Origin of the sequence: Paraburkholderia caffeinilytica (genome assembly GCF_046030355.1) — a bacterium.
GTDB lineage: Bacteria > Pseudomonadota > Gammaproteobacteria > Burkholderiales > Burkholderiaceae > Paraburkholderia > Paraburkholderia caffeinilytica_B.
In genome coordinates this window covers 117,010-141,357 of the sequence record NZ_JAQQCQ010000020.1, presented here as the reverse complement: position 1 = coordinate 141,357, position 24,348 = coordinate 117,010, and the positions used below count along the sequence as shown (strand labels likewise).

Sequence of the window (24,348 nt, the reverse complement as noted above, 5' to 3'; positions counted from 1 at the left end):
GATCCGGCAACTGGTTGCGGCTGCGCTTCGCCGATACGATGAAAACACCTCACCCCAATTGTCAGGACACCGGTTATGAAACGCTTCCATATCGCCCTGGCTGTCGCCAGCCTCGACGCGTCGATCGAAGATTACACCCGCCGTCTCGATCAGCCGCCCACCGCGGTCGTGCCGGGCCGTTACGCCATGTGGCGCACCGATCTGCTTAATTTCTCGATCAACGAAATGCCGGATAAAGCGGGGCAACTGCGGCACGTCGGGTTCGAAGACGACGAGGTGGAAGGATACTCGAACAGCAAGGATGTCAACGGGCTCGAATGGGAGCGGTTTTCGGCGGAGGAGCAGGATCGGCGGATCGTCAGCACGTATGGCGAGGCGGTGCGGACTGACAAAGACTGAGGCTTCTATCGACCGCCAGGGCGTGACAGAAATTCTTGTGCCTGATGGCGTATCTCGCGCGGCGCGGCGTTTTCAACAATCGAAAACCCCGCACCAACGCGTGACGCACCCGGCTGTCACTCGCCCGACGCGCCCTCAACCGGGCGGTTCGCGTAGTGCGCGTGCTTTTCTTCATACATCAGCAGGTCGGCGCGTTGCACGCCGGCTTCGAGACGGTCGCCACGCTGGCACGTCGCCGCACCCATCGAAAGACTCAGCAGTGAACCTGGATAAAACTGGTTGTTCAGATCGACCAGTTGACGGATTGCGTCGACCATCGCGGCGCCCCCGCGCTCGTCGGTGTCCGGCATCAGGATCGCGAACTCGTCGCCGCCAATGCGCGCCGCATGAAAAGGCGCATCCGTTGCCTTAGCGAGAACTTCGCCGGCCCGTCGCAGCAATGCGTCGCCGGCCGCGTGGCCGAGCTGGTCGTTCACGCGTTTGAGGCCGTTGAGATCGGCCATGATGATCGTCACCGGCCACGGACCCTTGCGCTCCAGCCGGTTCAGCTCGTCTACGTAGAAGGAGCGGTTGCGCAGCTTGGTCAGCACGTCGTGCTTGCCGAGGAACTCCAGGTAGGCTTCGGCTTTTTTGCGCGCGGTGATGTCGGTGAGGGCCACCAGCACCAGGTCCCAATGCTTCTCATGACCCGGCAAGACGGAGAACTGCAGGTGCACGTGCACCTCGTTGCCGTCGAGCGAATAGTTGAGCACTTCGCGCTGCTGGAACAGCTTGCCGTCCCAGAGGTCGATCAACTGCTCGCGGAAATGCGGCCGCATGTCGTCGCGGAAGACGTCGGGCAGGCGCGCCAGCAGCGTTTTCTTGTCTTTGGCCACGAACATGTCGAGCGTGTGCTGGTTCACGTCGAGTACGTGGATTTCCTGCATGCAGCGCTCGACAAACTCGGGATGCACGTCGGTGAACACGCGAAAATCGCTGATGCCGGCCGAGCGCGCATCGTCCAGCAGGCGCTTGACCGCGCTGAAATCTTCCACCCACAGCGACACCGGTGAATATTCGAACAGGCCGCGCACATACTGTTCGGCCAGCGTCAGACGATGCCGCGCGCCTTCCAGTTCGGTGATGTCTTCGACGGAGACGAGCACGCGGTCCCAGCGTTCTTCATGGCCGGGCAGCACGGCGCCCTTGAGCAGCACGTCGAGGCGCCGTCCGCCGAGCGTGTAGTTGACCGTCTGGCTCGTGAACTGCGGCTGGCCCGCCCACAACTGGCATAGCTCTTCGAGGTGGGTCTTGAGCATGTCGTCGCGGAATACCGAGGCGAGATTGTTGTTGAGCGCTTCGAAATCGGCGGCCTCGAATTGCGTCAGAGTCTTCTGATTGACCTTGATGACGCGGATGCTGTGCGCGCATTCGGCGACCCGGCTCGGATCTTCGGCGAAATGGGCGCGCAGATCCGTCACACCTTGAGCCCGCCAGGCGTCGAATAAGGCGCGCACGCCGCTGAAGTCTTCGAGCCAGAGCGAGACGGGCGCGAGTTCGAACATTTCGGAGTCGTCCCGCAAAGGGGCTTCCCGCGGGGCGTCGTTGGCGGGCGCTGAGCCGCGTGGCAGGGTGTCCAGCATGAGATTCCCGTGGTCGGAGTTCCGCCTATTCTAAGACGGCTTCGGTTCGGCTCAAAAGAAAGACGCGTGGCGCATTCTGTTCGCGCCGGTCCATTCACGAAGATAACGGCGGAGTTCGGATGGACTTTAGGCTGCGCGGCAGCCGGTTCGCAACCGGATTTTCCGCTTGCGGCCGCCTGCGACGCGCCTGCCAGCGGGGCGGCGGGAGGCTTGTTACACTCACTCGTCGCGTCTCCCGTCCGCCACCGCCTTAAGAAAAAATGCCCGACATGAAGCCATCCCTGCTGGTTCTGATTCCCTTGCAAGGCGCAAGCCGCACCGGTATCGAGGCCGCTTTCAACGTCGTTTATGCACCCGACGCCACCCAACGGGCCGCCGCGATCGGCGCGCATGGCGAGACGATCCGTGCCGTGCTGACCAACGGCACGACCGGGCTGACGACTGCTGAAATCGACCGGATGCCGCAACTCGAGTTTGTCAGCGCGCTCGGCGCCGGCTACGAAAACCTCGCCGTCGACCACGCTCGCTCGCGCGGCATCGTGCTCGTCAACGGCGCGGGCACCAACGATCATTGCGTGGCCGATCACGCGTTCGCCTTGCTGCTCGCGGTGGTGCGCGACGTGCCGCACCTCGATCAGGCCACCCGCGAAGGCGCCTGGCGCGACACCTTGCCGATGCGCCCGAACGTGTCCGGCAAGCGGCTCGGCATCGTCGGGCTCGGTAATATCGGCGAGAAGGTCGCGCGGCGTGGCGCTGGCTTCGAGATGGAAATCGGTTATCACAACCGCAAACCGCGCGAAGGTTCGCCGCTGCGCTATTTCGACAGTCTCCTGGCGCTTGCGCGGTGGTGCGATTTTCTGGTGGTGGCGACGCCCGGCGGCGCCGGTACGCGCCATATGATTGGCCGGGCGGTGCTGGACGCACTTGGGCCGGATGGTTTCGTGGTCAACGTCTCTCGCGGCAGTGTGGTGGATACCGCTGCTTTAGCAGACGCGCTTGCTGCCGGCGCGATTGCCGGTGCGGGTCTCGATGTCTACGAGGGCGAGCCGCATCTGCCGGAAGCGTTGCGGACCCTGCGCAACGTGGTCCTGACACCGCATGTGGGCGGCCGCTCGCCGGAGGCGATCACGGCTTCGGTCGACAATTTCCTGGCCAATGCGAAGCGGCATTTCGCGGGCGAGGCGGTGTTGACGCCGATCTGACATTTGAAGGCAAACTGAAACCATCAGCGCAGCGGATAGTTTCTCTCGCAAATCGCGATTTCCCTTGCGGGCCTGTGGCGAATAGGATGCTCCGTATCGAACCCACATCGCTTCGACACAGCCGGAGCCGCGACGGAGATCCCGCATGGAACACCACGCCCGCACGCAGGACGAACGGCTCGAGATCAAGACGACCACCTGCTACATGTGCGCTTGCCGCTGCGGCATCCGCGTGCATCTGCGTGAAGGCGAGGTGCGCTATATCGACGGCAACCCCGAGCATCCGCTAAACCAGGGGGTGATCTGTGCGAAGGGCGCGTCGGGCATCATGAAGCAGTACTCGCCCGCGCGCCTGACCCAGCCTTTGATGCGCAAGGCGGGCGCGGAGCGGGGCAGTGCGCAGTTCGAGCCCGTGTCGTGGGAAGTCGCGTTCGACGTGCTCGAAAAGCGCCTCGCCACGATTCGCGCCACGGATCCAAAGAAATTCGCGCTGTTTACCGGACGCGACCAGATGCAGGCGCTCACCGGCCTCTTCGCCAAACAGTTCGGCACGCCTAATTACGCGGCGCATGGCGGCTTCTGTTCGGCCAACATGGCGGCCGGGATGATCTATACGATTGGCGGCTCGTTCTGGGAATTCGGCGGCCCCGATCTCGACAACGCCAAACTCTTCTTTATGATCGGCACGGCGGAAGATCATCATTCGAATCCGCTCAAGATCGCTATTTCGAAGTTCAAGCGCGCGGGTGGACGCTTCATCGCGATCAATCCGATCCGCACCGGTTATGCCGCGATTGCCGACGAATGGGTGCCCATCAAACCCGGTACCGACGGCGCGCTGTTCATGGCGTTTCTGCACGAACTGATCGCCGCCGACGCCTGGGATCACGCGTTCGTGCAGCGTTATACGAACGCGGCTGAGCTGGTCGATCTCGACGAAGCCAGCGAAAACTTCGGCCTGTTCGTGCGCGATCCGAATCGGCCGGTTGGCAATCCCCTGTTTCCGCAGAACCATCTCTGGTGGGACGCCGCCGCCGCGCGTGCCGTGCCGCACCATGCATCCGGCGTGACGCCCGCGCTGGACGGCCGCTATACGCTCGCGGACGGTACGCCGGTCACGCCGTCGTTCGCGTTGCTGCGCGAACGCGTGGCCGACTGCACACCCGAGTGGGCCGCCGGGATCACCGGTATTGCCGCGGACACGATTCGCCGGCTCGCCGGCGAAATGATTCAGACCAGCCGCGACCACCGGATCACGCTGCCGATCCCATGGACCGACGCGTGGGGCGAGACGCACGAAACCGTCACCGGTAACCCGGTCGCCTTTCACGCCATGCGCGGGCTGGCCGCGCATTCCAACGGCTTCCAGTCGATCCGTGCGCTTGCGGTGCTGATGTCGCTGCTGGGCACGATCGACCGCCCGGGCGGCTTTCGTCATAAGTCGCCGTTTCCTCGCGCGGTGCCGCCGTCGGCGAAACCGCCGAACAGTCCGGACGCCGTCAAGCCGAACACGCCGCTCGCCGCCGGTCCGCTCGGCTGGCCCGCCGCGCCCGAAGATCTGTTCATCGACGAGCACGGCGGTCCGGTTCGCATCGACAAGGCCTTTTCCTGGGAATATCCGCTCGCCGTGCACGGCGTGATGCATAGCGTGATCACCAATGCATGGCGCGGCGACCCCTATCCCATCGACACGCTGCTGATTTTCATGGCCAACATGGCCTGGAATTCGTCGATGAACACGATGAAGGTGCGCGAGATGCTCGCCGACAAGCACGCGAACGGCGAGTACAAGATTCCGTTTCTCGTGGTGTGCGATGCGTTCCAGTCGGAGATGACGGCGTTCGCCGATCTGATCCTGCCGGACACGACTTATCTCGAACGGCACGACGCGATGTCGATGCTCGACCGGCCGATTTCTGAATTCGACGGTCCGGTGGATTCCGTGCGCGTGCCGGTCGTGCCGCCGACGGGCCAATGCAAGCCGTTTCAGGAAGTGCTGATCGAACTCGCTTCGCGTCTCAAGTTTCCCGCCTTCACGACGGCCGAAGGTACGCGCCGCTTTCGGGACTATCCCGACTTCGTCGTCAATCACACGACAACGCCGGATTCCGGCGTGGGTTTTCTGATCGGCTGGCGCGGCAAGGACGGCGACAAGGCGCTCGTGGGCGAGCCGAATCCGCAGCAGTGGGAACAGTACGCAAAGAACAACTGCGTGTTCCATTACCGCTTGCCGGAGACGCTTCAATACATGCGCAACTGCAATGGGCCGTATCTCGACTGGGCCGTCGAAAAAGGCTTCCGCAAATTCAGCGAGCCGATCCTGATCCAGCTTTACTCCGACGTCATGCAGAAGTTCAGGCTCGCCGCGCAGGGCCGCACGAGCGGCAGGCAACCGCCCGGGCATCTGCGGGCGCGGGTCGAAAAATATTTCGATCCGCTGCCGTTCTGGTATGCGCCGCTCGAAAGCGATTCCACCGATCTCACGCGTTTTCCGCTCGCCGCGGTGACGCAACGGCCTATGGCGATGTACCACTCGTGGGATTCGCAGAACGCCTGGCTGCGGCAGATTCATGGCGAGAACTATCTCTACATGAATCCGCTGATGGCGGCCGAAAACGGCATTGCCGACGGCAGCTGGATCTATGCCGAATCGCAATGGGGCCGCGTGCGCTGCATGGCGCGCTTTAGCGAGACCGTCGAGCCGGGGACGGTGTGGACGTGGAATGCGATCGGCAAGGCCGCGGGCGCGTGGAACCTCGGCGCGGACGCGAACGAATCGCAGCGCGGCTTCCTGCTCAATCACCTCATCACCGACGAGTTGCCGGGCCGCGACGAAGCGGCCGCGCGTCTCTCGAATTCGGATCCGGTGACGGGGCAGGCCGCATGGTATGACGTGCGCGTGCGCATTTACCCGGCGGAAGCGGATGCGCGTCATACGCTGCCGCAGTTCGGCACGATGCCCGCGTTGCCGGGAGCGAATGGCGTGATATCGCGGGTCGTGCAGACTTATTTCGCGGGACGCGGCGAATTCGCGGCACGGCTGCGCGGTGCGGTGGGGCGCAAATAGCACACGGTTGGCAAGTGACCGGTGAGCAGGCAACTGCGAGCGGCGTACACGTAGCAACCCCGTATCGCACAGGTAGCGGGCGACGAGTGAACAGGTAATGCACGAGCAGCAACTACGCGGCGCCCAGGTTACGCGTGGGAAAAGGAGCGATTGATGACTCAGATGGCCTTAGTGATCGACCTGAACGTCTGCGTGGGATGCCAGGCTTGCGTGACGAGTTGCAAGGAGTGGAATACGTCGGGCGAGTCGGGCAGTCTCGCCGATCTGAATCCCTACGACGCCGATCCGTCCGGCACGTTCTTCAATCGCGTGCAGAGCTTCGAAGCGGGCTGCTTCCCGAACGCCGAGACGATCCACTTCCCGAAGTCGTGCCTGCACTGCGAGGACCCGCCGTGCGTGCCGGTTTGTCCGACCGGCGCCAGCTACAAGCGCAAGGAAGACGGTCTCGTGCTGGTCGATTTCGACAAATGCATTGGCTGCAAATACTGCGCGTGGGCGTGCCCGTACGGTGCGCGCGAACTCGATGAAGCGCGCAAGGAGATGACGAAGTGCACGTTATGCGTCGATCGCATTCACGATGAAAACCTCTCCGAACGCGACCGGCAACCCGCGTGCGTGCTTGCATGCCCGACCTCCGCGCGACTGTTCGGCGATATTCACGATCCGGAGTCGGTGGTGTCGAAGGCAATCGAGGAACGCGGCGGTTATCAGTTGATGCCTGAGTGGAACACCAAACCGGCGAATCACTATTTGCCGCGCATCACGACGTCGGCATCGGGTTGCGGCAGCGGCGCCTGCTCGTGCAAGGACACGGGTACGGCGCTGGCAGCGCCCGAATCGGTCGAATCGCTTGATGCGCAACTCGAACACGGCCAGCTGCATCTTGCGTCGATGGCGACGCGTATCTAAATAAAGAACTAAAGGACCTCGCGATGAATCCGGCTTTTTCAGTGGTTTTTCTCACGACGTTGAGCGGCGCGGCACAGGGGCTGCTGATTGCGCTCGTCGGTGTGGAGACGGCGTCGTATCTGGGACTCGTCACGGCGCCCGCGGATGGGTTTTATGTCATCGGTGCGGGTTTGGCGGTCGTGTTGGGCGGCCTCGGACTGATCGCCTCGTTTTTCCATCTCGGGCATCCGGAGCGCGCATGGCGCGCGGTTGCGATGTGGCGGACGTCGTGGCTGTCGCGTGAATGTTTGTGCCTGCCGGCGTTTCTCGCCTGCGCGTTTTTCTACGGCGTCGCGCATGAGTTCGGCTCGCCGTGGTCGCTCGCGATAGGCTGGCTCGGCGTGCTGGCAAGCGCCGCGCTGTTCGTCTGCTCGGCGATGATCTATGCATGCCTGCGCTTTCTGCAGGAATGGGCCACGCCGCTCACGCTGGTCAATTTCGTGCTGCTCGGTTGCGCGTCCGGCTTCACGCTGGCGACGGCGTTGACCGCGTGGTTCGCGCCCGCGCTGACGGCGGGGCTCGCGATTTGTGCCTGCGTGCTGACACTCACGGGTTGCGCGAGCCGCTCGGCATCGCTCGTGCGCAATGCGCGTTTACGGCCGAAGTCCACCGTGCAGAGCGCAACCGGCATCAGGAACCCCAAGCTCGCGCAGGTCTCGCGCGGTTTCACCGCCGGCGCGTTCAATCTGCGCGAGTTTTTCCACGGCAAATCGGCGGGGACGCTGCGCGGCGTCAAGTGGGGCTTCCTCGCGGCGGCGTTTGTCGCACCTGTCGTGCTGATGGTGCTGGGTGCCCGCCTGCAGTCGATCGGCGTCTCCGTCAGTTTGCTGGCGGCTGCATGTCTCGTGCAATACGCGGGGCTGGTGGCGGAACGGTGGTTTTTCTTCGCCGAGGCGAAGCATCCGCAAAACCTGTATTACGCGAAAGTGGGGTGATATAGCCTCACCCACACGCCCCGACTTCACCGCACGCCGTACAGAAGTCGCACCCATCCTTGCGAATCACCGCATTCGCCCCACACGAGCCGCATTTACGGCCGAGCATGGTGTGCAACCCTTGCATGCCGCCCGGTTGCAACAAGGCGGCTTCGTCGGCCTCGCCAGGAGGCGGACGGATGCCGAAATCCGCTGGCAACGCCGTTTCGGCCTTCATCTGACCACGTGGCAAACGCGCGAGCATCCGTGACGGCACCTGGTTGCCTTCAGCATCAAGAAAACCGCGACGATGCAGAATCTGCTGGATCGCAAAAGCGAGCGCGGCCACTTCGGAATCATGCCAGCGCGGCGTGCGATGGCCGTCGAGACGCTGCACTTCGCCGAGCCGCACCTGCCCGCGATCCCACGACACCTTGCGCATATCCTGCAGGTTGCGCGCGACAAAACCGCCACGTGCCGCGAGCGACAGCGAACGCATCGTCGCCGTGATCCATTGCTGCGACTCGTCGCGCTGACCGGTCGGAATGAAGAACTCGATGGGGCGCTCGATCGTGACTTCTTCACCGCCGAGCCGTCCCGTCACTTCAATGAACGACACCGCCACATAGAGCGACTTCTTGCCGGCTTGCGTCAGGTACTCGACCTTTTCGATGATTGCCGGCAATTCCCCCTTGGGCCGGTGATCGATCGCGATCCGCAGCGGATCCTGATCGGTTTCGGCCAGCGTGTCATCCGCTTGCGGCGGGCTGACGCTCAGCACCGCGCCGAGCGTTTCATTCGGACGGTACGTGGCGAGACCCTTGAGGCCGTTTTTCCACGCGTCGAAGTAGAGGCTTTCGAACGCTTCGAACGGATAATCCGCGGGCACGTTGACCGTCTTCGAGATCGACGTGTCCACGTAGGGTTGCACGGCCGCCATCATGTCGAGGTGGTCGCGTGCCGACATGTCGAGTGCGCTGACGAAGTAGTCCGGCAAGTTTTTCACATCGCCGCCGAGCTCGCGGTAGAGGCGATAGGCGTAGTCTTCGACATCGAACGATTCCCGGCCGCCGTCGGCCATCACCTTCATGCGCGTGTAGGTCCACGAGAAGGCGGGTTCGATGCCGTTCGACGCGTTGTCGGCGAACGCGAGACTGACAGTGCCCGTTGGCGCGATCGACAGCAAATGGCTGTTGCGAATGCCGTCGCGGCGTATGGCGTCTTTGATGTCGTCCGGCAGACGTGAGGCGAAGGTGCCGGCTTCCAGGTAACGTGCGGCGTCGAACAACTCAAACGCACCGCGCTCACGCGCCAGTTCCACCGACGCCCGATAGGCCTCGTCGCGCATCACCTGGGCAATGCGCACCGCGAAGTCGCGGCCTTCCTGCGAGTTGTAGCGCAGACCGAGCATGACCAGCGTATCGCCTAAGCCAGTGAAACCCACGCCGATGCGCCGCTTGGCGCGCGACTCGTCATATTGCTGCTGCAACGGCCACAGTGTGACGTCGAGCACGTCGTCGAGAAAGCGCACCTGGACGCGGGTGCGTTTGGCGAGACCGTCCCAGTCGAACGAAGGTTGGCGGCCTTTCATTTGCGCGAACGGATCGAGTACGAAACGCGTGAGGTTCAACGGTCCGAGGTTGCAGCAGCCGTAGGCCGGCAGCGGTTGTTCGCCGCACGGATTGGTGGCGCGGATGGTTTCGACCGCGCGCAGATTGTTGTCCTGGTTCATGCGCGAAATGAACACGATGCCGGGTTCGGCGACGTCGTAGGTGGAGCGCATGATGCGGTCCCAGATCTCGCGTGCCGGCCTTTCGCTATAGATCCACAGACCGTCCTCGCGTTGCCGCACGTCGCCTGCCGCGCGCAGCGCCGGTGATGGCTCGGCCTGGTGCACGAGTGGCCAGGGCTGATCTTCTTCGACGGCGCGCATGAATTCGTCGGTCACGCCCACCGACACATTGAAGTTGTTCCAGCGGCCTTTCGAATGTTTCGCCTCGATGAACTCGATCAGATCGGGGTGATTGCAATCGAGCACGGCCATTTGCGCGCCGCGCCGCGAGCCGGCGCTTTCGACGGTGCGGCATGAGGCATCGAATACGTCCATATAGCTGCACGGTCCGGACGCCGACGAACTGGTGGTATGAACGCGGGCCCCCTTGGGCCGGATCGCGGAGAAGTTGTAGCCGACGCCGCCGCCACGGCGCATCGTTTCAGCCGCTTGCAGCAGCGCGACATAGATGCCGGGCAGCCCTTGTTCGTCGACACCCTGAATCGCGTCGCCGACCGGCTGCACGAAGCAGTTGATAAGCGTGGCGGCGATGCCCGTGCCCGCCGCGCTCATGATGCGCCCGGCGCCGAGCGCGCCGTGCCGCAGATTGTCGACAAAGAGTGCCTCCACCGACGCGCGCAGTGCTTCCGGTTCCGCCTGAGCGACGCCGCGGGCGACACGTTTGAATACGTCGTCGGCCGATTGCTCGTCGCCTTTGGCGTATTTCTCGAGCAGCACGTCCAGCGAAAATTGTTGCGGTGCAACCGACGGGTGGGAGGGAATCGCTGCGGCGCGGGTGTCGTGCGTGTCTTCTGCCATGGTGTCGCCTTTCGTTTGCCGCGCGACAGCCGCGGCGCGTTCGATTGGGATGCGGGGCATTCATTTAACGGTGCGCGTCTGGCGGGCGTGGTGACCTGGCGCAACGAGGATCACCTTAACGCACGTGGTCAAGGGCCGCAATCGGGCTTTTGGGGCCGGGCCGGAGAGTACTGACGTGCCGCCAGGGCCGGCGGCTTTTTTTAATGCCATTGTCGGCAGAGCGTCGACGGGTGGCGCAGGTCGTATCGGAAAGCGGTCGGGAAAAACAGGCAGCGCGGCAGAGCGAATGCCCGCGCGAATGGATCAGGAAAGGGAAGGGAGGCCTGTGACGACAGGCGCCGTAAGCGCACGGCAGCCACGTGTCGTCGAGGTAAAAAAGTCAGGCTTCAGCCAATTCGCACAACACTTCGGCACAAATCATCGCGGAAGCATTGGAAGGCGCCGGCCGCTCAGCGGGTTTGAATACCGCATCGCCGCGGCGGATCTTGCGTCGGGTCACCGCGCACGTTCCCGACGTATGCGCCGAACGTCGCCGCCAGCGCTGCTCGCCATAATGACAACGCCCTGGTTCGACCCAACGGATCACCAGTGTGGTATCGGAGCGCTCGAGAATTTCGATGCGTACGCCATTGGTTCCGTCAAGGGGGATGGACTCTAAGGTCATCATTGTCGGCTCCGTATTGTGGTGTGCCGAATGTAGTCCCGTGCGCGCCGGATAGCCATTGTGCCGCCGTTGAAACACTGTTCTCGAAATAGCAACAATGAAACTTGACATTCACGCTTACCCGAAACGACGGGGCTTTGCGGGATCGTTGCGGCGTGAATTTGCGATAGCGTGGATTTTTGCAACGCAGTGTTGTGCTCAGCGCGACGAGCATGCCGCCGGCGAAGGGCGCCGGTGCTTCCTTTAAGATGTGGTTATTGATGAAGTCACCGTGCGACGCAAGTGTAGCGGGTTTGCATTTTTCTGGTCGTCACGCGCGCATTTCCACAAGATCTCAAGAGTCCACATGATTTCACGCCCGCCCGTAGCACCGCCCGAATCGCCAACACCGTCTGATTGCCCGAAAAAGCAGAAAGCGGCCTCACTCGTCCTGTATATCGCGCTCGTGTTGCTGGCGGTGTGGGTCGTGCGCGATTTCATCGCTGTGGTGGCGTGGGCGAGCGTCGTCGCGATCGCGCTGTGGCCGCTGTTGCAAAAGGTGGAGGGCAGCCGCTGGTTCACGGGCCGCACGACGCTGATCGCTGCGGTGCTGACGCTCGCGATCGCATTGCTGGTGGTGCTGCCGATCAGTATCGGCATCATCCAGGCGCTGCGCGAAGCTCGCGATATGAATGAGTGGTTCAAGATCGCGCAGGAAAACGGTATTCCGATGCCGGTCATCATCGAGCGCTTGCCGTTCGGCGTGCAACAGATTTCAGCCTGGTGGCAGGCCAATCTCGCTCAGCCGCTGCGCGACTCGGCGGCGATGAAAGGGCTGCACAGCACCACGGTGATGACACTCGGCCGCCACTTCGGCGCGCGCGCGGCGCACGGCGTGATGGTGTTCGCGTTCATGCTGGTCACGCTGTTCGTGATTTTTCAGGCGGGGCCGCGTCTGTCCGGCTCGTTGATGAAAGGCGCGCGGCGCGGTTTCGGCGACGACGGCGCGCAGCTGCTCGAGCGCATGGCCGCGGCCGTACGCGGCACGGTGTCGGGGCTGGTGGTGGTCGGGCTCGGCGAGGGGGTGCTGATGGGTGTCGCCTATTTCGTGACCGGCTTGCCGCACGTCGCGCTGCTCGCGTTCGTCACGGCGATCGCCGCGATGCTGCCGTTCTGCGCACCGATCACGTTCGGTCTCGCGGCCTTGTGGCTGTTCTCGCAAGGCTCGGTTGCCGGGGCCATCGGGCTTGCGGTGTTCGGCTCGGTCGTGGTGTTCGTTGCCGAACATTTCGTGCGGCCGGTGCTGATCGGCAACTCGACGCGCTTGCCTTTCCTGCTGGTGCTATTCGGTATTCTCGGCGGGGCGGAGACATTCGGTTTGCTCGGCCTCTTCATCGGGCCCGCGCTCATGACCGTGCTGATGGTGCTGTGGACCGACCTCGTGCAATAGTTGCACGCAACTTGCCGGCGCGATCAGGAGGGGTGAATGCGCCGGGTTACTTTTCCTGATCGCGAGCCGGCGGTTTGACGCAACCCAGTGCGTATTTCAGCGCGGCGGGCAGCAGCGCGCTCCAGACATCCCAGGTGTGGCCGCCGTCGATGATGCGCAGCGCCGCCGGATTCCCCGCCAGCCGAAGATGCGTGTAGAGCGTCGACGCGTCGGCCTGGATCGCCAGATCGTCGTCGCCGGCGGCGATGAACATCGGCAGGCGGTACGGCCGGCTCATGTACCGCTCCCATTGCGCCGGATAGTTGAGCGCATGCCAGACGTGCGGATCGAACTGCCGGTCGCCGAATACGCCGACGCGGCGCGCCGCCGAAGCGAGCGGCGGCTCGTTCGTATAAATCGCGGGGCTTAGCAGGAGCGCGCCGCAAAAGAACTCCGGTTGCGTCATGGCATAGCGCAACGCGCCAAAGCCGCCCATTGAAACGCCGCCGATCACCCGCCCGCTACGCTGCGTCGCGACCGCGTAGCGCGTTTCGATCTCGGGCAGCAGGTCGCCGAAGAACGCGGTCTCCATCTTCTCCTTGCGATCGACATACCAGTCGGTGCCGCCTTGCGGCATGACGATCGCAACCGGCGGTATCTCCTTGTGCTCGATCAGTGCGTCGGCGGTGGTTTGCAGGTGGCCTTGCGTGAGCCAGTCGTTGGCGTCGCCGTTGTTGCCGTGCAGGAGGTAGAGCACGGGAATGCGCGCGGCGTCGTGGTGATAGCCGGTGGGCAGATAGATCGTATACGCCCAGTCGCGGCCGAGCGCTTCGGAATGGAAGCTTCGGCTGATGACGGTGCTGGCGCTCGCCGGCGCGCCGACAGCGGCGCATAGCGCGAGGAGTGCGGAATGTAGGAATAGACGCATGTCAGGGTAAGAGGCCGCCGCGCAGGTCGCGCGCGGCCGTCATGCTATCAGCATTGGCAGTGGAAATTGGCGAGCGGCGTCGTGGTAATTCGTCGGGTGCGTAAGTGGCACGCCGCCCACTCAATGCGACGTTCTGAGACGCAAGCTCCAGACGTGCGTCATGAAGCGCTTGAGCGGCTCCGATGCCCTGGCGACGGCGAACAGCGCGCCCACCGCACACGCATCCGCGACCAGCCCGAGGGGATAGTTCAGATAGCCGTCGGTCGCGGCGTACAGCACAGAATCGACAACCAGCGAAATTACGGCGCCCGCGATAAAACACAGCAACCCTTTGCGGCCGATCATGCCGACCCACGGCATCCATTGAGCGAGTTTCCTTGCCCAGCCCAGCTGGATCAGGTTCGCGACAAGCCAGGCAATCGCAAGAAAATTGACCGCGCGCAGATAGGAGAGATTTTGCTTGAAGCTGGCATCGAGCGGCTCGCGTTCAATAAAGAGCTTGTAGTAGGCCGCGGCAACGACCACGGCGAAGGCCAGCACGCTTACCAGCCAGCCGAGACGGTGGGCGCTGATCCGCTGATAAACCGGCTGGCAACGTGCCAGCACGCCCAGCACGAACAGCAACTGCCAGGCAAACGGGTTGAAATCCCAGTGCATGTCCGGCGCGGCAGGCAGGTAGGCGTCGATTGCCGGTGCGCCTGCCCACAGCGCGACGCTGCCAGCCAGCAGCAGCCACGGCTTGCTGCGCGCGAGCGGCAAAATCATGGGCACCAGCAGCGCGAAGAACGCGTACATCGGCAACACGGAAGCGAGATACGGCTGACGGCGGAACAGCAGGATGTCGCGCAGGGCGGCCACGGGCGTGGCCATCAGATCATCGAGATCGGTGGTGGTGAGATTCGGGCCGTCGATACTGAAGGCGGTCAGCACCGCGCTGACCAGCAGCATCAAGCCGGCCGTGATGAGGAACGCGCGATAGATCTCGAGCGAGCGGCGCAGGAAACGGCTGCGCGCGGTCGCCTCGTTACGCCGTTCGGCGAGCGCCGCGTAGGCCGTCGCAGTGGCGAAGCCGCCGAGGAACACGAAGACTTCAGCCGCATCGCACAGCGCATAGGCGTGCAGCGTCACGCGCGACAGAATGCTGCCGCCGATGTGGTCGACAACGATGATGAGAAGGACCAGTCCGCGAAAAAAATCAAGCTCGAGCAAGCGGGATTGCGACTTTTGCATTGTGTGGTGCCAAAAACAGCTCAGTGCGACGGCGCGCCAGTTCAGCGCGGCAGGCGTCTCACAAAGCGTTGGAAATTGGGTTAGATGTTGCGGCGGCGGAACGCTGGCGGATGCTTGATCCGCGGGGCGGCCATTCACGAGGCCGTCCATCCGCGTCGCTGCTTGAAGCGGCCACGCGAGGCGCGCCTGCAGAGACCAGTAAAAATGACCCTTTTGAAGACGCAGAGTTCCGCTGCAGCGCCGCAAAAGCTTTCGATTATATTTCCTTCCATGACAAAGCCGCTGCGAGACGCGCAGGCCCGGAGCGGTCAATACGGCAACCGGCTTAAGTCCGGGCTGCGCCGCGCCGTTTACCTGAATAAGCGTCGCGAAAAAAGGGGCAGCCTTAAGCAGTGGAGATTTCGCAACGTTTTGAGCTATGCGCGCGACACCCGATGGACGGCGACGTAACGGCGTGTGAGGATTTCTTCAAAGCGCGCCGGGGTCGATAAACGCCTCGAGAAGCGCCAAAAAGAAAGCGGTCGGATCGAGTTGTCCTATTACTCGAGCTCAGGGAGATCTTCATGAACAAGCAAGTGTTCGCGCTGGCTGTCTCCACTGCTTTGTCCGCCACTTCGTTAGCGATTTTCTCCCTGCCTGCCTTTGCCCAGACGAGTGTGACGCTGTACGGCGTACTCGACGAAGGCATTAACTACACCAACAATGTCGGCCGCGGCCATGTCTATGAACTCGCGAGCGGCGATGCGCAAGGCAGCCGCTGGGGCTTGAAAGGCGCCGAGGAACTGGGCGGTGGCCTGAAAGCGATCTTCCAGCTGGAAAACGGCTTCGACGTCAGCTCCGGCAGGCTCAATCAGGGCGGCCGGATGTTCGGCCGCCAGGCGTTCGTCGGCTTGAGTTCGGAGCCATACGGTACCTTGACGTTCGGCCGTCAGTACGACTCGGTGGTCGACTTTCTGGCGCCCACTACGGCCAACGGTAACTGGGCCGGTTCGCTGTTCTCGCATCCGTACGACAACGACAACACCGATAACTCATTTCGTCTCGACAACAGCGTCAAGTACACCAGCCCATCGCTCTCGGGCTTCCAGTTTGGCGGCGTCTACAGCTTTAGTAACGACACGGGCTTCGCCAACAATCGCGCGTACAGTTTCGGCGGGCAGTACAGCTATGGCGGACTGCTGGTGGCCGCGGCGTATCTGCAGGCCGACAACCCCGGCAACGGTTCAAACGGCGCGATCACCGCGAACGACGCGAGCTTCATCGCCGCCCGCATGCGCGTGTTCGGCGGCGGTATCACGTATACCTTCGGCCCGGCCACGGCCGGTTTCGTGTACACCAACTCGAACTACCTGGATCCAACCGGCAACGGCTATCTCGGCGTGACGCCGCTCGTGCCGCCGGGCGTGTTGTTGAACTCGCTGAAGTATCAGAACTTCGAGGTGAATGGCAAGTATCAGATTTCGCCGATGCTGTTCGTCGGCGCGCAGTACGTGTACACGATGGAAACCTACGACGCTTCGAGCGGCGGGGTGAAGCCGAAGATTCATTCGTTCGGTCTGATGGCGGACTACAACCTGTCTAAACGCACCGATGTGTACATTCAGGGCGAGTATCAGCAGGTAACCGGCGACGCCACCTATTCGATTCTGGACGATGCCTTCACGCCCGGCACCCAGTCGCCGTCATCGACGTCGAAACAGGTCGTGGTGCGCGCGGCGATACGGCATAAGTTCTAGGGCGCGTGGCAAGGCGTACCGGTCGCGTATTGAACGATGACAGCGAGTTAAAGGCGTGATGGATATTGCTTTTCCCAAATGACGGGGAATCAGTTCATCACGTAATTCTGAATCAGAATCCCGACCACGACGCCGGCCGGAATGCCGAAAGTTCTGCCGCGAAGGGTGGCGCTCAGATCTTCGTCGAGTACGAAGCTGCAGCGGCGTTCGCGCCAGACGGTCTTATAGGCCAAGGGCTTTGCATCGACGATAACGATGGAAATAAGCGCGGTCAGGATGACCTGTTCTAAAGCATGCAGCTTCGCGATAAACGGCGAAAATTCGCCCGCGTTGCACAGCCCCACCATGATGACTGCAGCGATCAAGGCGCCGAAAAAGAAACCACCCATGAATCTGTTTGCTGAATTAAGAGAGTCCACAGAAACCTCAAATCATTCGCCGGCTTTATCAGGCGGACGAAGTAAAAATAAATTGACGGAAATAGTTGTCCCGCTCAAAGACCAGTGCTGCTTTGACAGCGAGGCAGGTTTCAACGGGGATACGTAAGGATATTTTCTTGATGTTCTTCAACATATCGTCTTATTCCTAATGTCGAGTAGGACCAGTCCGAAATGCGTAGCTTGTGGCTGCGCCGCTGACAGAACAGTCGGACAGAACAGCCGTAGTGGCAGCAGGGCGCTCGCCACATTTCGCATAAGCAAGCGCCCATGCCCGCCACCACAGTCAGACGCGCCGGACGGCCCGCGAGTCGAAACTTACGCGCCGAACAGATTCAGCTTGGCGTACTGCAACAACATGATGGTTTTTCCGTCGACGATCTCGCCGTGCTCGACCATCGCCAGCGCTTCGTCCACCGGCAGTTCCAGCACCTCGATATCTTCGCCTTCGTCGGCAATGCCGCCGCCCGCGCCGACCTTTGCCACCGCATCGTATTCGGCGACGAAAAAGTGCAGCTTTTCCGTCACCGAACCGGGGCTCATGAAGGCTTCGAATACCTTGCGCACTTCATACACGCGGTAACCGGTTTCTTCTTCGACTTCGGCGCGGATGCGTTCCTCTGGGGAGGCCGCCTCCAGCAGGCCTGCGGGCGTCTCGATCAGCATGCCGTGATGCCCGTTGACGAACGCCGGCAGACGGAATTGCCGCGTCAGCACCACCGTGCGGCGGCGCGCGTCGTACAACAGCAGCGTTGCGCCGTTGCCGCGATCGTAGGTCTCGCGGCTCTGGCGTTGCCAACTGCCGTCCGCACGCTGGTAATCGAAGGTGGTTTTCTTCAGCACATACCAGTCGTCCGATAGCACTTTCACGTCGACAATCCGCACCCGCCCGGCGATTTCGTTCATGGCTCGTATCCTGTCCTGTTGGGAAACACGGTCTGCACCGCATGCAATTCATGGTATCGTGCAATATCGTGCAAAAACAAGAAATTTCGTGCAGTTTGCCCAAATGCTTCCAGGACAGCCACCGTGCTCACATCGCAAAGAAAACAGATGATTCTTGAAGCGCTCAGGCGTAACGGCCAGGTAATCGCGAGGACCTTGAGCGTCGAGTTCGACGTGTCGGAGGACACGATTCGCCGCGACCTGCGCGAACTCGCCGCCGAGGGGCAGCTTCAGCGGGTGCATGGCGGCGCATTGCCGGCGTCGCCGGCTGCGGTGGATTTGGCCGGGCGCGAGCACATCGAATCGGCGTCGAAAGCGGCGATCGGCCGGGCGGCGGCGGCCATGATCGGGCGCGGGCAAATTGCGTTTGTCGACGGCGGTACGACGGCCGTGCAACTGGCGCGTCACCTGCCGCGCGACCTGCGGGCGACGATTGTCACGCACAGCCCGAGCATCGCCGTCGAATTGGCGGAACACGCGGAGCTGGAGGTCATCATGATCGGCGGCCGTCTATTCCGGCATTCGATGGTCAACGTGGGCGCCGCGGCCATCGAAGCCCTTAGCCACATTCGCGCCGACTTCTATTTCATGGGCGTGACCGGCGTGCATCCGCAAGCGGGGCTGAGCACCGGCGACATGGAGGAGGCCTACGTGAAGCGCGCGCTCGTGGATCACGCGGCGGAAACGGTGGTGCTGGCGTCGGCGGAAAAACTCAATGCGGCGTCGGCATACAAGATTGCGGACGTGTCGGCGGCCAGCACGATCGTCGTCGAGCGGAACACGCCAGCGGTGCTGACCGCGCCGTTCGAGGCATTGGGCATGGCGATTTTGCGCGCCTAGTCGAATTCGCTCGCGATTTAAAAGTATTGATCACGGCAGACAGAATCAGTGCGTTTGCGAAAAATAACCACCATTACCAACTCGCGAAATAGCTTAAAAAGCGCTATAAACTCGCCACCATAACGATTCATACCTGATTCGTTATTTCCGAGATAGTGGACAAAAATTGACGCACCCTATGGCGAATCAGCGAGATAATCCCCGCCCTTGCTCTCAGTAGGGCAGGGAAAATGGGCAACTCACGGTAGTTCAAGGTAAATCAGATCGACTGCGGCAGCCGAAGCGATGGCTACCGCATGCCGCCGGTACGCCCGGGCTCAAGCAAGCGCCCGCGGTTCGAACACCTCCCTCGTGGTTATCGCCGTCCAGCGCCGGTTCGCCGTGCGCGAACGCGCGTGCGGTCTCGCGCGGGACGTGAGGTTTTCCACGATCGTCACTGCTCGCGAGTTGCCGCTGTGTTCACTAAAGGAGAAGTCCATGGGGAAACTCGACCTTTCGCGTCGTAGTTTTCTGAAGGCCAGCGTGTTGGCGGGTGTGTCGGTGTATATCGCGCCGATGGGTAGCCGCGCATTTGCTGCGTTGTTCGAAGACAAAATTCTGACACCCGTTCAGTGGGACGCGAGCAACGGTCAGGCGAAATTCCGTATCGACGGGATCGCCAAAGTGACCGGCTCGAAAGTGTTCGCGCGCGACATCCGCGCCGCCGACATGCCGCACTGGCCGCAGCAGCAGTCGCACGCATTGATCCTGCGCACGACGCAAGCCGACCGCAGCTATGAAGGCTTCGACCTGACGCTGCTCGGCGACGAACTGAAGCCTGACCGCGTGGTCACGGCGGCCGATCTGGCTCGCGACGGCTTGATCTTCCCGGCCTTCTACGGTGACGACATGCTGCTGCCGCCGGGCAAGACGCCCGCGTATCTCGGCCAGGCGGTCGCGATCCTGATCTATCACGACTTCGCACGCTTCCGCTTCGCGAAAGACAAGCTCAAGTTCCAGGATCAGATCATCCATTATGGCGCGCCAACCGGGCCGCTCGAGCGCGATCCGTGGGGCACGTTCCGCTTCGTGCGAGTCGGCGGCAAGACGCCGTATGACGACGATATCTTCTCCAGCCTGAAAGACGCACCGGTGTTCCCGAGCATGATGCGCAAGCACCAGCCGGTCTGGCCGGACGGCGTCGAACACGGCAAGCTCGACGAGCAGGGCATGTTCCATGCCGGACAGATCCAGCAGGAGCTGGATCATCCGTCGGCGGACTGGCTCGTGGTGGAGCGCGAATACAACACGCAGTCGATCGACACGGCCGCGCTCGAACCCGACAACGCCAACTGCTGGTACGACGCGGCGACACAATCGCTGCACATGGTCGTGCCGACCCAGGCGCCGTCCGAAGTCGCCGACAGCGCGGCCGGCATGGTCGCGAAGTGCGCGTTCCCGGTGAAGAACCTGTTCATTCACCCGTGCTACACGGTGGGCTACGGTTCGAAGGATCACTTCAACGTGCCGTTCTATGGCCTGGTTTGCGCGATGTACGCGGACGGCCGCCCGGTGCGTCTTGCGAACGATCGCTACGAGCAGTTCCAGACGTCGTTGAAACGCCATGCGTTCAAGATGCACTACCGGATCGCCGTCGATAAAAACACCGGTCTGTTGCAATCGTTCAAGGCGGCGATGGAAGCGGACGGCGGCGGGCGCTGCAATTTTTCGCCGTCGGTGGCGATGGTTGGCGCGACCGCCGCGCAATCGATTTACTACTTCCCGAAGAACGATCTTTCGGCGGTGGCGATCGCCTCGCGGGCGATCGACGCCGGTTCGGCGCGCGGCTACGGCACGCTGCAAAGCATGGCCGCGACCGAGATGATGGTCGACGAGATCGCCGCGCAACTGAATGTCGACCCGATCGACTTCCGCCTGAAAAACGCGCTGCGTTCGGGCATGAAAAACACTCAGGGCGCGGTGCCCGCCGGCGCGATTCGCGTCGACGACGTGCTGCAGAAGGCGAAAGTTCATCCGCTGTGGGTGAATCGCGCGAAACGTAAGGCCGAGTTCGAAGCTGCGCATCCGGGCAAGCGCTATGGCGTGGGTTTTGCGTGTGTGCAGAAGGACTTTGGCACGGGTGCGGAGACCTCGTTCGCGAAGGTGGAGTTCAGCGCCGACGGCAAGATCGGCTTGCAACACACGGCGGCCGAAATTGGCACCGGCATGTCGACCTCGCAGGCGATCGCGGTTGCGAAGTGGCTTGGCAAGCCGGCCACCGACGTGCACGTCGCGATCACCGATTGGCCCGATCTGCCGGTCGTCACGAGCGGCGATCCGTACATGATGTCGCAAGCGGACCAGGACAAGCTGGCCGCGAATCCGCGCTGGTCGCCGGGTTATGCGTCGCCGTCGAGCGCGACGAATTCGGCGTTTTACTTCACGCATAGCACGCGTGAAGCGGCACGCGTCGTCTTCACGCACGGCTTGTGGCCGGCGGCGATGGCGATCTGGAGCCAGGGTGCCGGTGGTGGTCAAGCCGCGCCACTCGTGGTGCGCATGGAAGACGCACGCTGGGTCGACGGCAGGCTGTCCGCAGCGGGGCTCGAGGCGCTGCCGTTCGAACAGCTCGCGAAGAAGGCTCACGAGTTGGGTCTGGTCACCGGCGCGACGGTGCACGTGTTCAATCGCTGGCAATGGACCGAGTCGGACTTCGAGATCGACGGCAATGTCGAGCGTCTGCCGCTCGACGGGCTTGCGCTGCGCTATGGCGACAGCGCTTCGGCCGATAAAAAGAAGCTGCAAACCACGCCGAACCGTTACCGCGTGCTTGACCGTCAGCGCGTGTTTTTTCCGCCGGTTCAGCGCAACAACGCGGCCGTGACGTACTACAGCGCGGTCGGTACGTTGGTCGAGTTGTCGGTGCATGAAGCGAGCGGCAAGGTGGACCTGCTCGCCCATCACTCGATCATGGAGTGTGGCAATCAGCTTTCGCCGCAACTCGTGTCGGGCCAGCTGCAAGGCGGCCTTGCGATGGGTATCGGCCATGCATTGCACGAGTATTTGCCGCTTTATGAAGACGGTCCCGGCAACGGTACGTGGAACTTCAATCGCTACCATTTGCCGCGCGCGACCGATGTCGCCGTCTGGACCCAGACCGGCGAAGTGCTGCCGCCGCTCACCGAAACCGATCCGCCGAAGGGCATCGCCGAAGTGGTGATGATTCCGGTGGTCGGCGCCATTGTGAACGGTATCGCGCACGCGATCGGACATCGCTTTACCGACCTGCCGGTCACCCCGCAACGTATTCAGGAGGTGCTCGCATGACGGCCCCTACACAAACTTCCGCTAATGCTGCGAGCGCTACATTTGCCTCGGGTATTGTTTCTGGCGCTTCGGCTTCGGGTGCTTCGGGTGCTTCGGGTGCTTCAGGTGCTTCAGGTGCTTCAGGCGCCTCGGGCGTCGCCGCCAGCGCCTCGCCGGCAACCGTGGTCGAGCGCCCGTTGACGCATTTCCGCACGCTGCCGGTGTCGGTCAAGGTGAACGGCGAGATCGTCGGCCCGACCGACGTGCCTGCCGGTCTGATGATGATCGACTTCCTGCATGAGTATCTGCATCTGACCGGTTCGCGCCTCGGTTGCGGCCAGGGCATCTGCCACGCGTGCGTCGTGATCGTCGACAAGCCGGATGGCACCAGCGAAGAAGTGCGTACCTGCATCACGGGGGCGAACTTTTTCCACGGCAAAACCATCCGCACGATCGAAGGTCATGCGAAGCGCAACGAAGCAGGCGAGGTCGTCGAACTGTCGCCGATCCAGCAGAAGTTTCTCGAACATTTCAGTTTTCAGTGCGGCTACTGCACGCCCGGGTTCGTCAATGCGGCGACCGTGCTGATCGAACGTCTGAAGCGTCAGCCGATTGCCAAAGACAAAGTCGAGCAAACCATCACCGAAGCGCTGAACGACCATATCTGCCGTTGCACGGGCTACGTGCGCTACTACGAAGCCGTGAAAGAAGTCGTGATGACCACGCCCGGCCTCGTAAAGGACGCCCCGAAGCAAGCACTCGTGGGAGGCGCCGCATGATGCGCCGCTCGATGAATGTGTATCGCGCGCTGCTGCTGCTCGGTACGGCTGCTTTGCTCAGTGCCTGCGGCCAACACGACGACTCCGCTGCCGCGATGCAGGCCGCCGCCGCAGCGGGCCCGCAATCCACCGCGGCCGATCCGCTCGCGCGCGGCCGCTACCTCGTCAAAGCCGCCGACTGCGCCGCCTGCCACACCACGGCGGATGGCGCGCCGTTCGCCGGCGGCGTGAAGCTGGCTTCGCCGTTCGGCACCTTCTACGGCACCAACATCACGCCGGACAAGGATCACGGCATCGGCGACTGGAGTGCGGACGACCTCTACAAGGCGCTGCACGACGGCGTCACGCCGACCAAACAGCTGTACCCCGCCATGCCGTACACGTCCTACCGTCAGCTGTCGCGCGCGGATAGCGATGCCATCTACGCGTATCTGATGGCGCAGAAACCGGCAGCGGTAGCGAACCATGAACCCGAACTGTCGTTTCCGTTCAACATGCGGTTTGGCGTGCGCTTCTGGGACTGGATGTTCCTGACGGACACATTGCCGGACGCATCGAAAGCGCCGTCTCCCAACGGAACTTCCTCCGGAGCGCCTTCCAATGGAACGTCCCCCAAGGGAACGTCCTTCGCGGCCTCCGCGGACTGGAATCGCGGACGCTATCTGGTGAACGCGCTTGGCCATTGCGCCGAATGCCACACCCCGCGCGGCAAGTTCGGCCAGCTCGATGGCGCGAAGCCGCTGACGGGCGCGGCGCTCGGCCGGATCGCCGCGCCGGACATCACGCCGCATGGGTTGGCGGCGCGTGGCTGGACGGCCGCTGACCTGCAGACGTTCTTCGCTACCGGCATTGCGCCGCAAGGTTCGGCGTTCGGCGAGATGTATCCGGTCGTGCATCTGAGCACGCAGTACCTGACCCATGACGATCTGCGCGCGATGTCGACGTATCTGCTCGGCGACCCGGCGCCGGCGCCGCAACCGTTGCAGTCGATTTCCGCCGATGCCGCGCAACTCGAGGCGGGGCGCAATGTGTATCTCGCGGTGTGTGCCGGCTGTCACGGTCCTGGCGGTGAGGGCAAGCCGCACGTCGCGGTGCCGATGCATGCCAACTCGACGGTGCGTCAAAGCGATGCGCACAACCTGATCGTGGCGATGCTCGACGGCATTGGTGCGCAGGATTTTCCGGGCCTCGAGCGGATGCAGGACATGCCGGGATTCGCAACGCAACTCAGCGACACGGAACTCGCGCAGCTCGCGAATTATCTGCGCGCGACGTACGGCGGCCAATCTGCCGACGTGACGGCCGACGCGGTGAAGGCACTGCGTTAAAGCGTGTCACGCGCTGGGCGCTGCAA

General features: G+C 62.7%; 19 protein-coding genes. 11 read left to right on the top strand and 8 right to left on the bottom strand.

Going from position 1 to position 24,348, the window contains the following annotated elements; all coding sequences use genetic code 11:
• Positions 1 to 75 precede the first annotated feature (75 nt).
• Positions 76 to 399 (top strand): VOC family protein, encoded by a 324-nt coding sequence (locus PQQ95_RS26815; RefSeq protein ID WP_408442779.1) that lies wholly within the window; start codon positions 76 to 78, stop codon positions 397 to 399.
• A 116-nt stretch (positions 400 to 515) separates the two neighbouring features.
• On the opposite strand, the gene PQQ95_RS26810 is transcribed toward PQQ95_RS26815, so the two are convergent.
• The gene (locus PQQ95_RS26810; RefSeq protein WP_408442776.1) at positions 516 to 2,021 is read right to left on the bottom strand and encodes a sensor domain-containing diguanylate cyclase; all 1,506 of its coding nucleotides are present in this window, start codon (positions 2,019 to 2,021) and stop codon (positions 516 to 518) included.
• Between the two features lie 269 nt (positions 2,022 to 2,290).
• On the opposite strand from PQQ95_RS26810, the gene PQQ95_RS26805 reads away from it, so the two are divergent.
• The 4 genes from PQQ95_RS26805 (at position 2,291) to PQQ95_RS26790 (ending at position 8,173) form a co-directional block, all read left to right on the top strand.
• Complete coding sequence (locus tag PQQ95_RS26805) at positions 2,291 to 3,223, top strand: 2-hydroxyacid dehydrogenase (protein ID WP_408442774.1); 933 nt, start codon at positions 2,291 to 2,293, stop codon at positions 3,221 to 3,223.
• Positions 3,224 to 3,368: 145 nt separating this feature from the next.
• Positions 3,369 to 6,290: a molybdopterin-dependent oxidoreductase gene (locus PQQ95_RS26800; protein ID WP_408442771.1), complete on the top strand. Its 2,922-nt coding sequence runs from the start codon at positions 3,369 to 3,371 to the stop codon at positions 6,288 to 6,290.
• A 153-nt stretch (positions 6,291 to 6,443) separates the two neighbouring features.
• A complete protein-coding gene (locus PQQ95_RS26795) occupies positions 6,444 to 7,199 on the top strand; it encodes a 4Fe-4S dicluster domain-containing protein (RefSeq protein WP_408442766.1) in 756 nt (251 codons plus the stop codon).
• A gap of 23 nt (positions 7,200 to 7,222) precedes the next feature.
• The gene (locus PQQ95_RS26790; protein WP_408442764.1) at positions 7,223 to 8,173 is read left to right on the top strand and encodes a dimethyl sulfoxide reductase anchor subunit family protein; all 951 of its coding nucleotides are present in this window, start codon (positions 7,223 to 7,225) and stop codon (positions 8,171 to 8,173) included.
• Between the two features lie 7 nt (positions 8,174 to 8,180).
• On the opposite strand, the gene PQQ95_RS26785 is transcribed toward PQQ95_RS26790, so the two are convergent.
• Positions 8,181 to 10,742 carry an adenosylcobalamin-dependent ribonucleoside-diphosphate reductase gene (locus PQQ95_RS26785; protein ID WP_408442762.1) on the bottom strand — a complete coding sequence of 854 codons (2,562 nt, stop codon included), beginning with the start codon at positions 10,740 to 10,742 and terminating at the stop codon, positions 8,181 to 8,183.
• 379 nt (positions 10,743 to 11,121) lie between these two features.
• Positions 11,122 to 11,406, bottom strand: a complete 285-nt coding sequence (locus tag PQQ95_RS26780; protein ID WP_179741437.1) for a DUF3331 domain-containing protein — start codon at positions 11,404 to 11,406, stop codon at positions 11,122 to 11,124.
• Positions 11,407 to 11,752: 346 nt separating this feature from the next.
• Between PQQ95_RS26780 and PQQ95_RS26775 the strand changes: the two genes are divergently transcribed.
• The gene (locus PQQ95_RS26775; protein ID WP_408442759.1) at positions 11,753 to 12,835 is read left to right on the top strand and encodes an AI-2E family transporter; all 1,083 of its coding nucleotides are present in this window, start codon (positions 11,753 to 11,755) and stop codon (positions 12,833 to 12,835) included.
• A 46-nt stretch (positions 12,836 to 12,881) separates the two neighbouring features.
• On the opposite strand, the gene PQQ95_RS26770 is transcribed toward PQQ95_RS26775, so the two are convergent.
• Both PQQ95_RS26770 and PQQ95_RS26765 read right to left on the bottom strand, forming a co-directional pair.
• A complete protein-coding gene (locus tag PQQ95_RS26770; protein ID WP_408442756.1) occupies positions 12,882 to 13,742 on the bottom strand; it encodes an alpha/beta hydrolase in 861 nt (286 codons plus the stop codon).
• A 120-nt stretch (positions 13,743 to 13,862) separates the two neighbouring features.
• On the bottom strand, positions 13,863 to 14,972 hold the full coding sequence (locus PQQ95_RS26765) for an OpgC domain-containing protein (protein ID WP_408442754.1): 1,110 nt from the start codon (positions 14,970 to 14,972) through the stop codon (positions 13,863 to 13,865).
• A 563-nt stretch (positions 14,973 to 15,535) separates the two neighbouring features.
• Between PQQ95_RS26765 and PQQ95_RS26760 the strand changes: the two genes are divergently transcribed.
• A complete protein-coding gene (locus PQQ95_RS26760) occupies positions 15,536 to 16,708 on the top strand; it encodes a porin (protein ID WP_408442751.1) in 1,173 nt (390 codons plus the stop codon).
• Between the two features lie 89 nt (positions 16,709 to 16,797).
• On the opposite strand, the gene PQQ95_RS26755 is transcribed toward PQQ95_RS26760, so the two are convergent.
• The 3 genes from PQQ95_RS26755 to PQQ95_RS26745 all read right to left on the bottom strand — a co-directional run bounded on the left by PQQ95_RS26755 (position 16,798) and on the right by PQQ95_RS26745 (position 18,051).
• A complete protein-coding gene (locus PQQ95_RS26755; protein WP_408442748.1) occupies positions 16,798 to 17,097 on the bottom strand; it encodes a hypothetical protein in 300 nt (99 codons plus the stop codon).
• A 58-nt stretch (positions 17,098 to 17,155) separates the two neighbouring features.
• Positions 17,156 to 17,281 carry a hypothetical protein gene (locus PQQ95_RS26750; RefSeq protein WP_408442746.1) on the bottom strand — a complete coding sequence of 42 codons (126 nt, stop codon included), beginning with the start codon at positions 17,279 to 17,281 and terminating at the stop codon, positions 17,156 to 17,158.
• Between the two features lie 182 nt (positions 17,282 to 17,463).
• The gene (locus tag PQQ95_RS26745) at positions 17,464 to 18,051 is read right to left on the bottom strand and encodes an NUDIX domain-containing protein (protein WP_408442744.1); all 588 of its coding nucleotides are present in this window, start codon (positions 18,049 to 18,051) and stop codon (positions 17,464 to 17,466) included.
• Positions 18,052 to 18,174: 123 nt separating this feature from the next.
• Between PQQ95_RS26745 and PQQ95_RS26740 the strand changes: the two genes are divergently transcribed.
• From PQQ95_RS26740 to PQQ95_RS26725, 4 genes are all read left to right on the top strand, one after another.
• Positions 18,175 to 18,930 (top strand): DeoR/GlpR family DNA-binding transcription regulator, encoded by a 756-nt coding sequence (locus tag PQQ95_RS26740; RefSeq protein WP_408442743.1) that lies wholly within the window; start codon positions 18,175 to 18,177, stop codon positions 18,928 to 18,930.
• 477 nt (positions 18,931 to 19,407) lie between these two features.
• Positions 19,408 to 22,236, top strand: coding sequence for a xanthine dehydrogenase family protein molybdopterin-binding subunit (locus PQQ95_RS26735; protein ID WP_408442740.1), 2,829 nt, complete (start codon positions 19,408 to 19,410; stop codon positions 22,234 to 22,236).
• On the top strand, positions 22,233 to 22,994 hold the full coding sequence (locus PQQ95_RS26730) for a (2Fe-2S)-binding protein (protein WP_408442739.1): 762 nt from the start codon (positions 22,233 to 22,235) through the stop codon (positions 22,992 to 22,994). Before PQQ95_RS26735 ends, PQQ95_RS26730 begins: the two co-directional genes overlap by 4 nt.
• Positions 22,994 to 24,322 (top strand): c-type cytochrome, encoded by a 1,329-nt coding sequence (locus PQQ95_RS26725; RefSeq protein WP_408442815.1) that lies wholly within the window; start codon positions 22,994 to 22,996, stop codon positions 24,320 to 24,322. The genes PQQ95_RS26730 and PQQ95_RS26725 overlap by 1 nt, the downstream gene beginning before the upstream one ends.
• Positions 24,323 to 24,348: the final 26 nt, after the last annotated feature.

Coding starts and splice junctions, on each gene's coding strand:
- PQQ95_RS26810 (WP_408442776.1), bottom strand. CDS start 2,021: ATGCTGGACACCCTGCCACGCGGCTCAGCGCCCGCCAACGACGCCCCG.
- PQQ95_RS26780 (WP_179741437.1), bottom strand. CDS start 11,406: ATGACCTTAGAGTCCATCCCCCTTGACGGAACCAATGGCGTACGCATC.
- PQQ95_RS26755 (WP_408442748.1), bottom strand. CDS start 17,097: ATGGGTGGTTTCTTTTTCGGCGCCTTGATCGCTGCAGTCATCATGGTG.
- PQQ95_RS26815 (WP_408442779.1), top strand. CDS start 76: ATGAAACGCTTCCATATCGCCCTGGCTGTCGCCAGCCTCGACGCGTCG.
- PQQ95_RS26805 (WP_408442774.1), top strand. CDS start 2,291: ATGAAGCCATCCCTGCTGGTTCTGATTCCCTTGCAAGGCGCAAGCCGC.
- PQQ95_RS26750 (WP_408442746.1), bottom strand. CDS start 17,281: ATGTTGAAGAACATCAAGAAAATATCCTTACGTATCCCCGTTGAAACC.
- PQQ95_RS26730 (WP_408442739.1), top strand. CDS start 22,233: ATGACGGCCCCTACACAAACTTCCGCTAATGCTGCGAGCGCTACATTT.
- PQQ95_RS26795 (WP_408442766.1), top strand. CDS start 6,444: ATGACTCAGATGGCCTTAGTGATCGACCTGAACGTCTGCGTGGGATGC.
- PQQ95_RS26725 (WP_408442815.1), top strand. CDS start 22,994: ATGCGCCGCTCGATGAATGTGTATCGCGCGCTGCTGCTGCTCGGTACG.
- PQQ95_RS26770 (WP_408442756.1), bottom strand. CDS start 13,742: ATGCGTCTATTCCTACATTCCGCACTCCTCGCGCTATGCGCCGCTGTC.
- PQQ95_RS26785 (WP_408442762.1), bottom strand. CDS start 10,742: ATGGCAGAAGACACGCACGACACCCGCGCCGCAGCGATTCCCTCCCAC.
- PQQ95_RS26765 (WP_408442754.1), bottom strand. CDS start 14,972: ATGCAAAAGTCGCAATCCCGCTTGCTCGAGCTTGATTTTTTTCGCGGA.
- PQQ95_RS26760 (WP_408442751.1), top strand. CDS start 15,536: ATGAACAAGCAAGTGTTCGCGCTGGCTGTCTCCACTGCTTTGTCCGCC.
- PQQ95_RS26745 (WP_408442744.1), bottom strand. CDS start 18,051: ATGAACGAAATCGCCGGGCGGGTGCGGATTGTCGACGTGAAAGTGCTA.
- PQQ95_RS26775 (WP_408442759.1), top strand. CDS start 11,753: ATGATTTCACGCCCGCCCGTAGCACCGCCCGAATCGCCAACACCGTCT.
- PQQ95_RS26790 (WP_408442764.1), top strand. CDS start 7,223: ATGAATCCGGCTTTTTCAGTGGTTTTTCTCACGACGTTGAGCGGCGCG.
- PQQ95_RS26800 (WP_408442771.1), top strand. CDS start 3,369: ATGGAACACCACGCCCGCACGCAGGACGAACGGCTCGAGATCAAGACG.
- PQQ95_RS26735 (WP_408442740.1), top strand. CDS start 19,408: ATGGGGAAACTCGACCTTTCGCGTCGTAGTTTTCTGAAGGCCAGCGTG.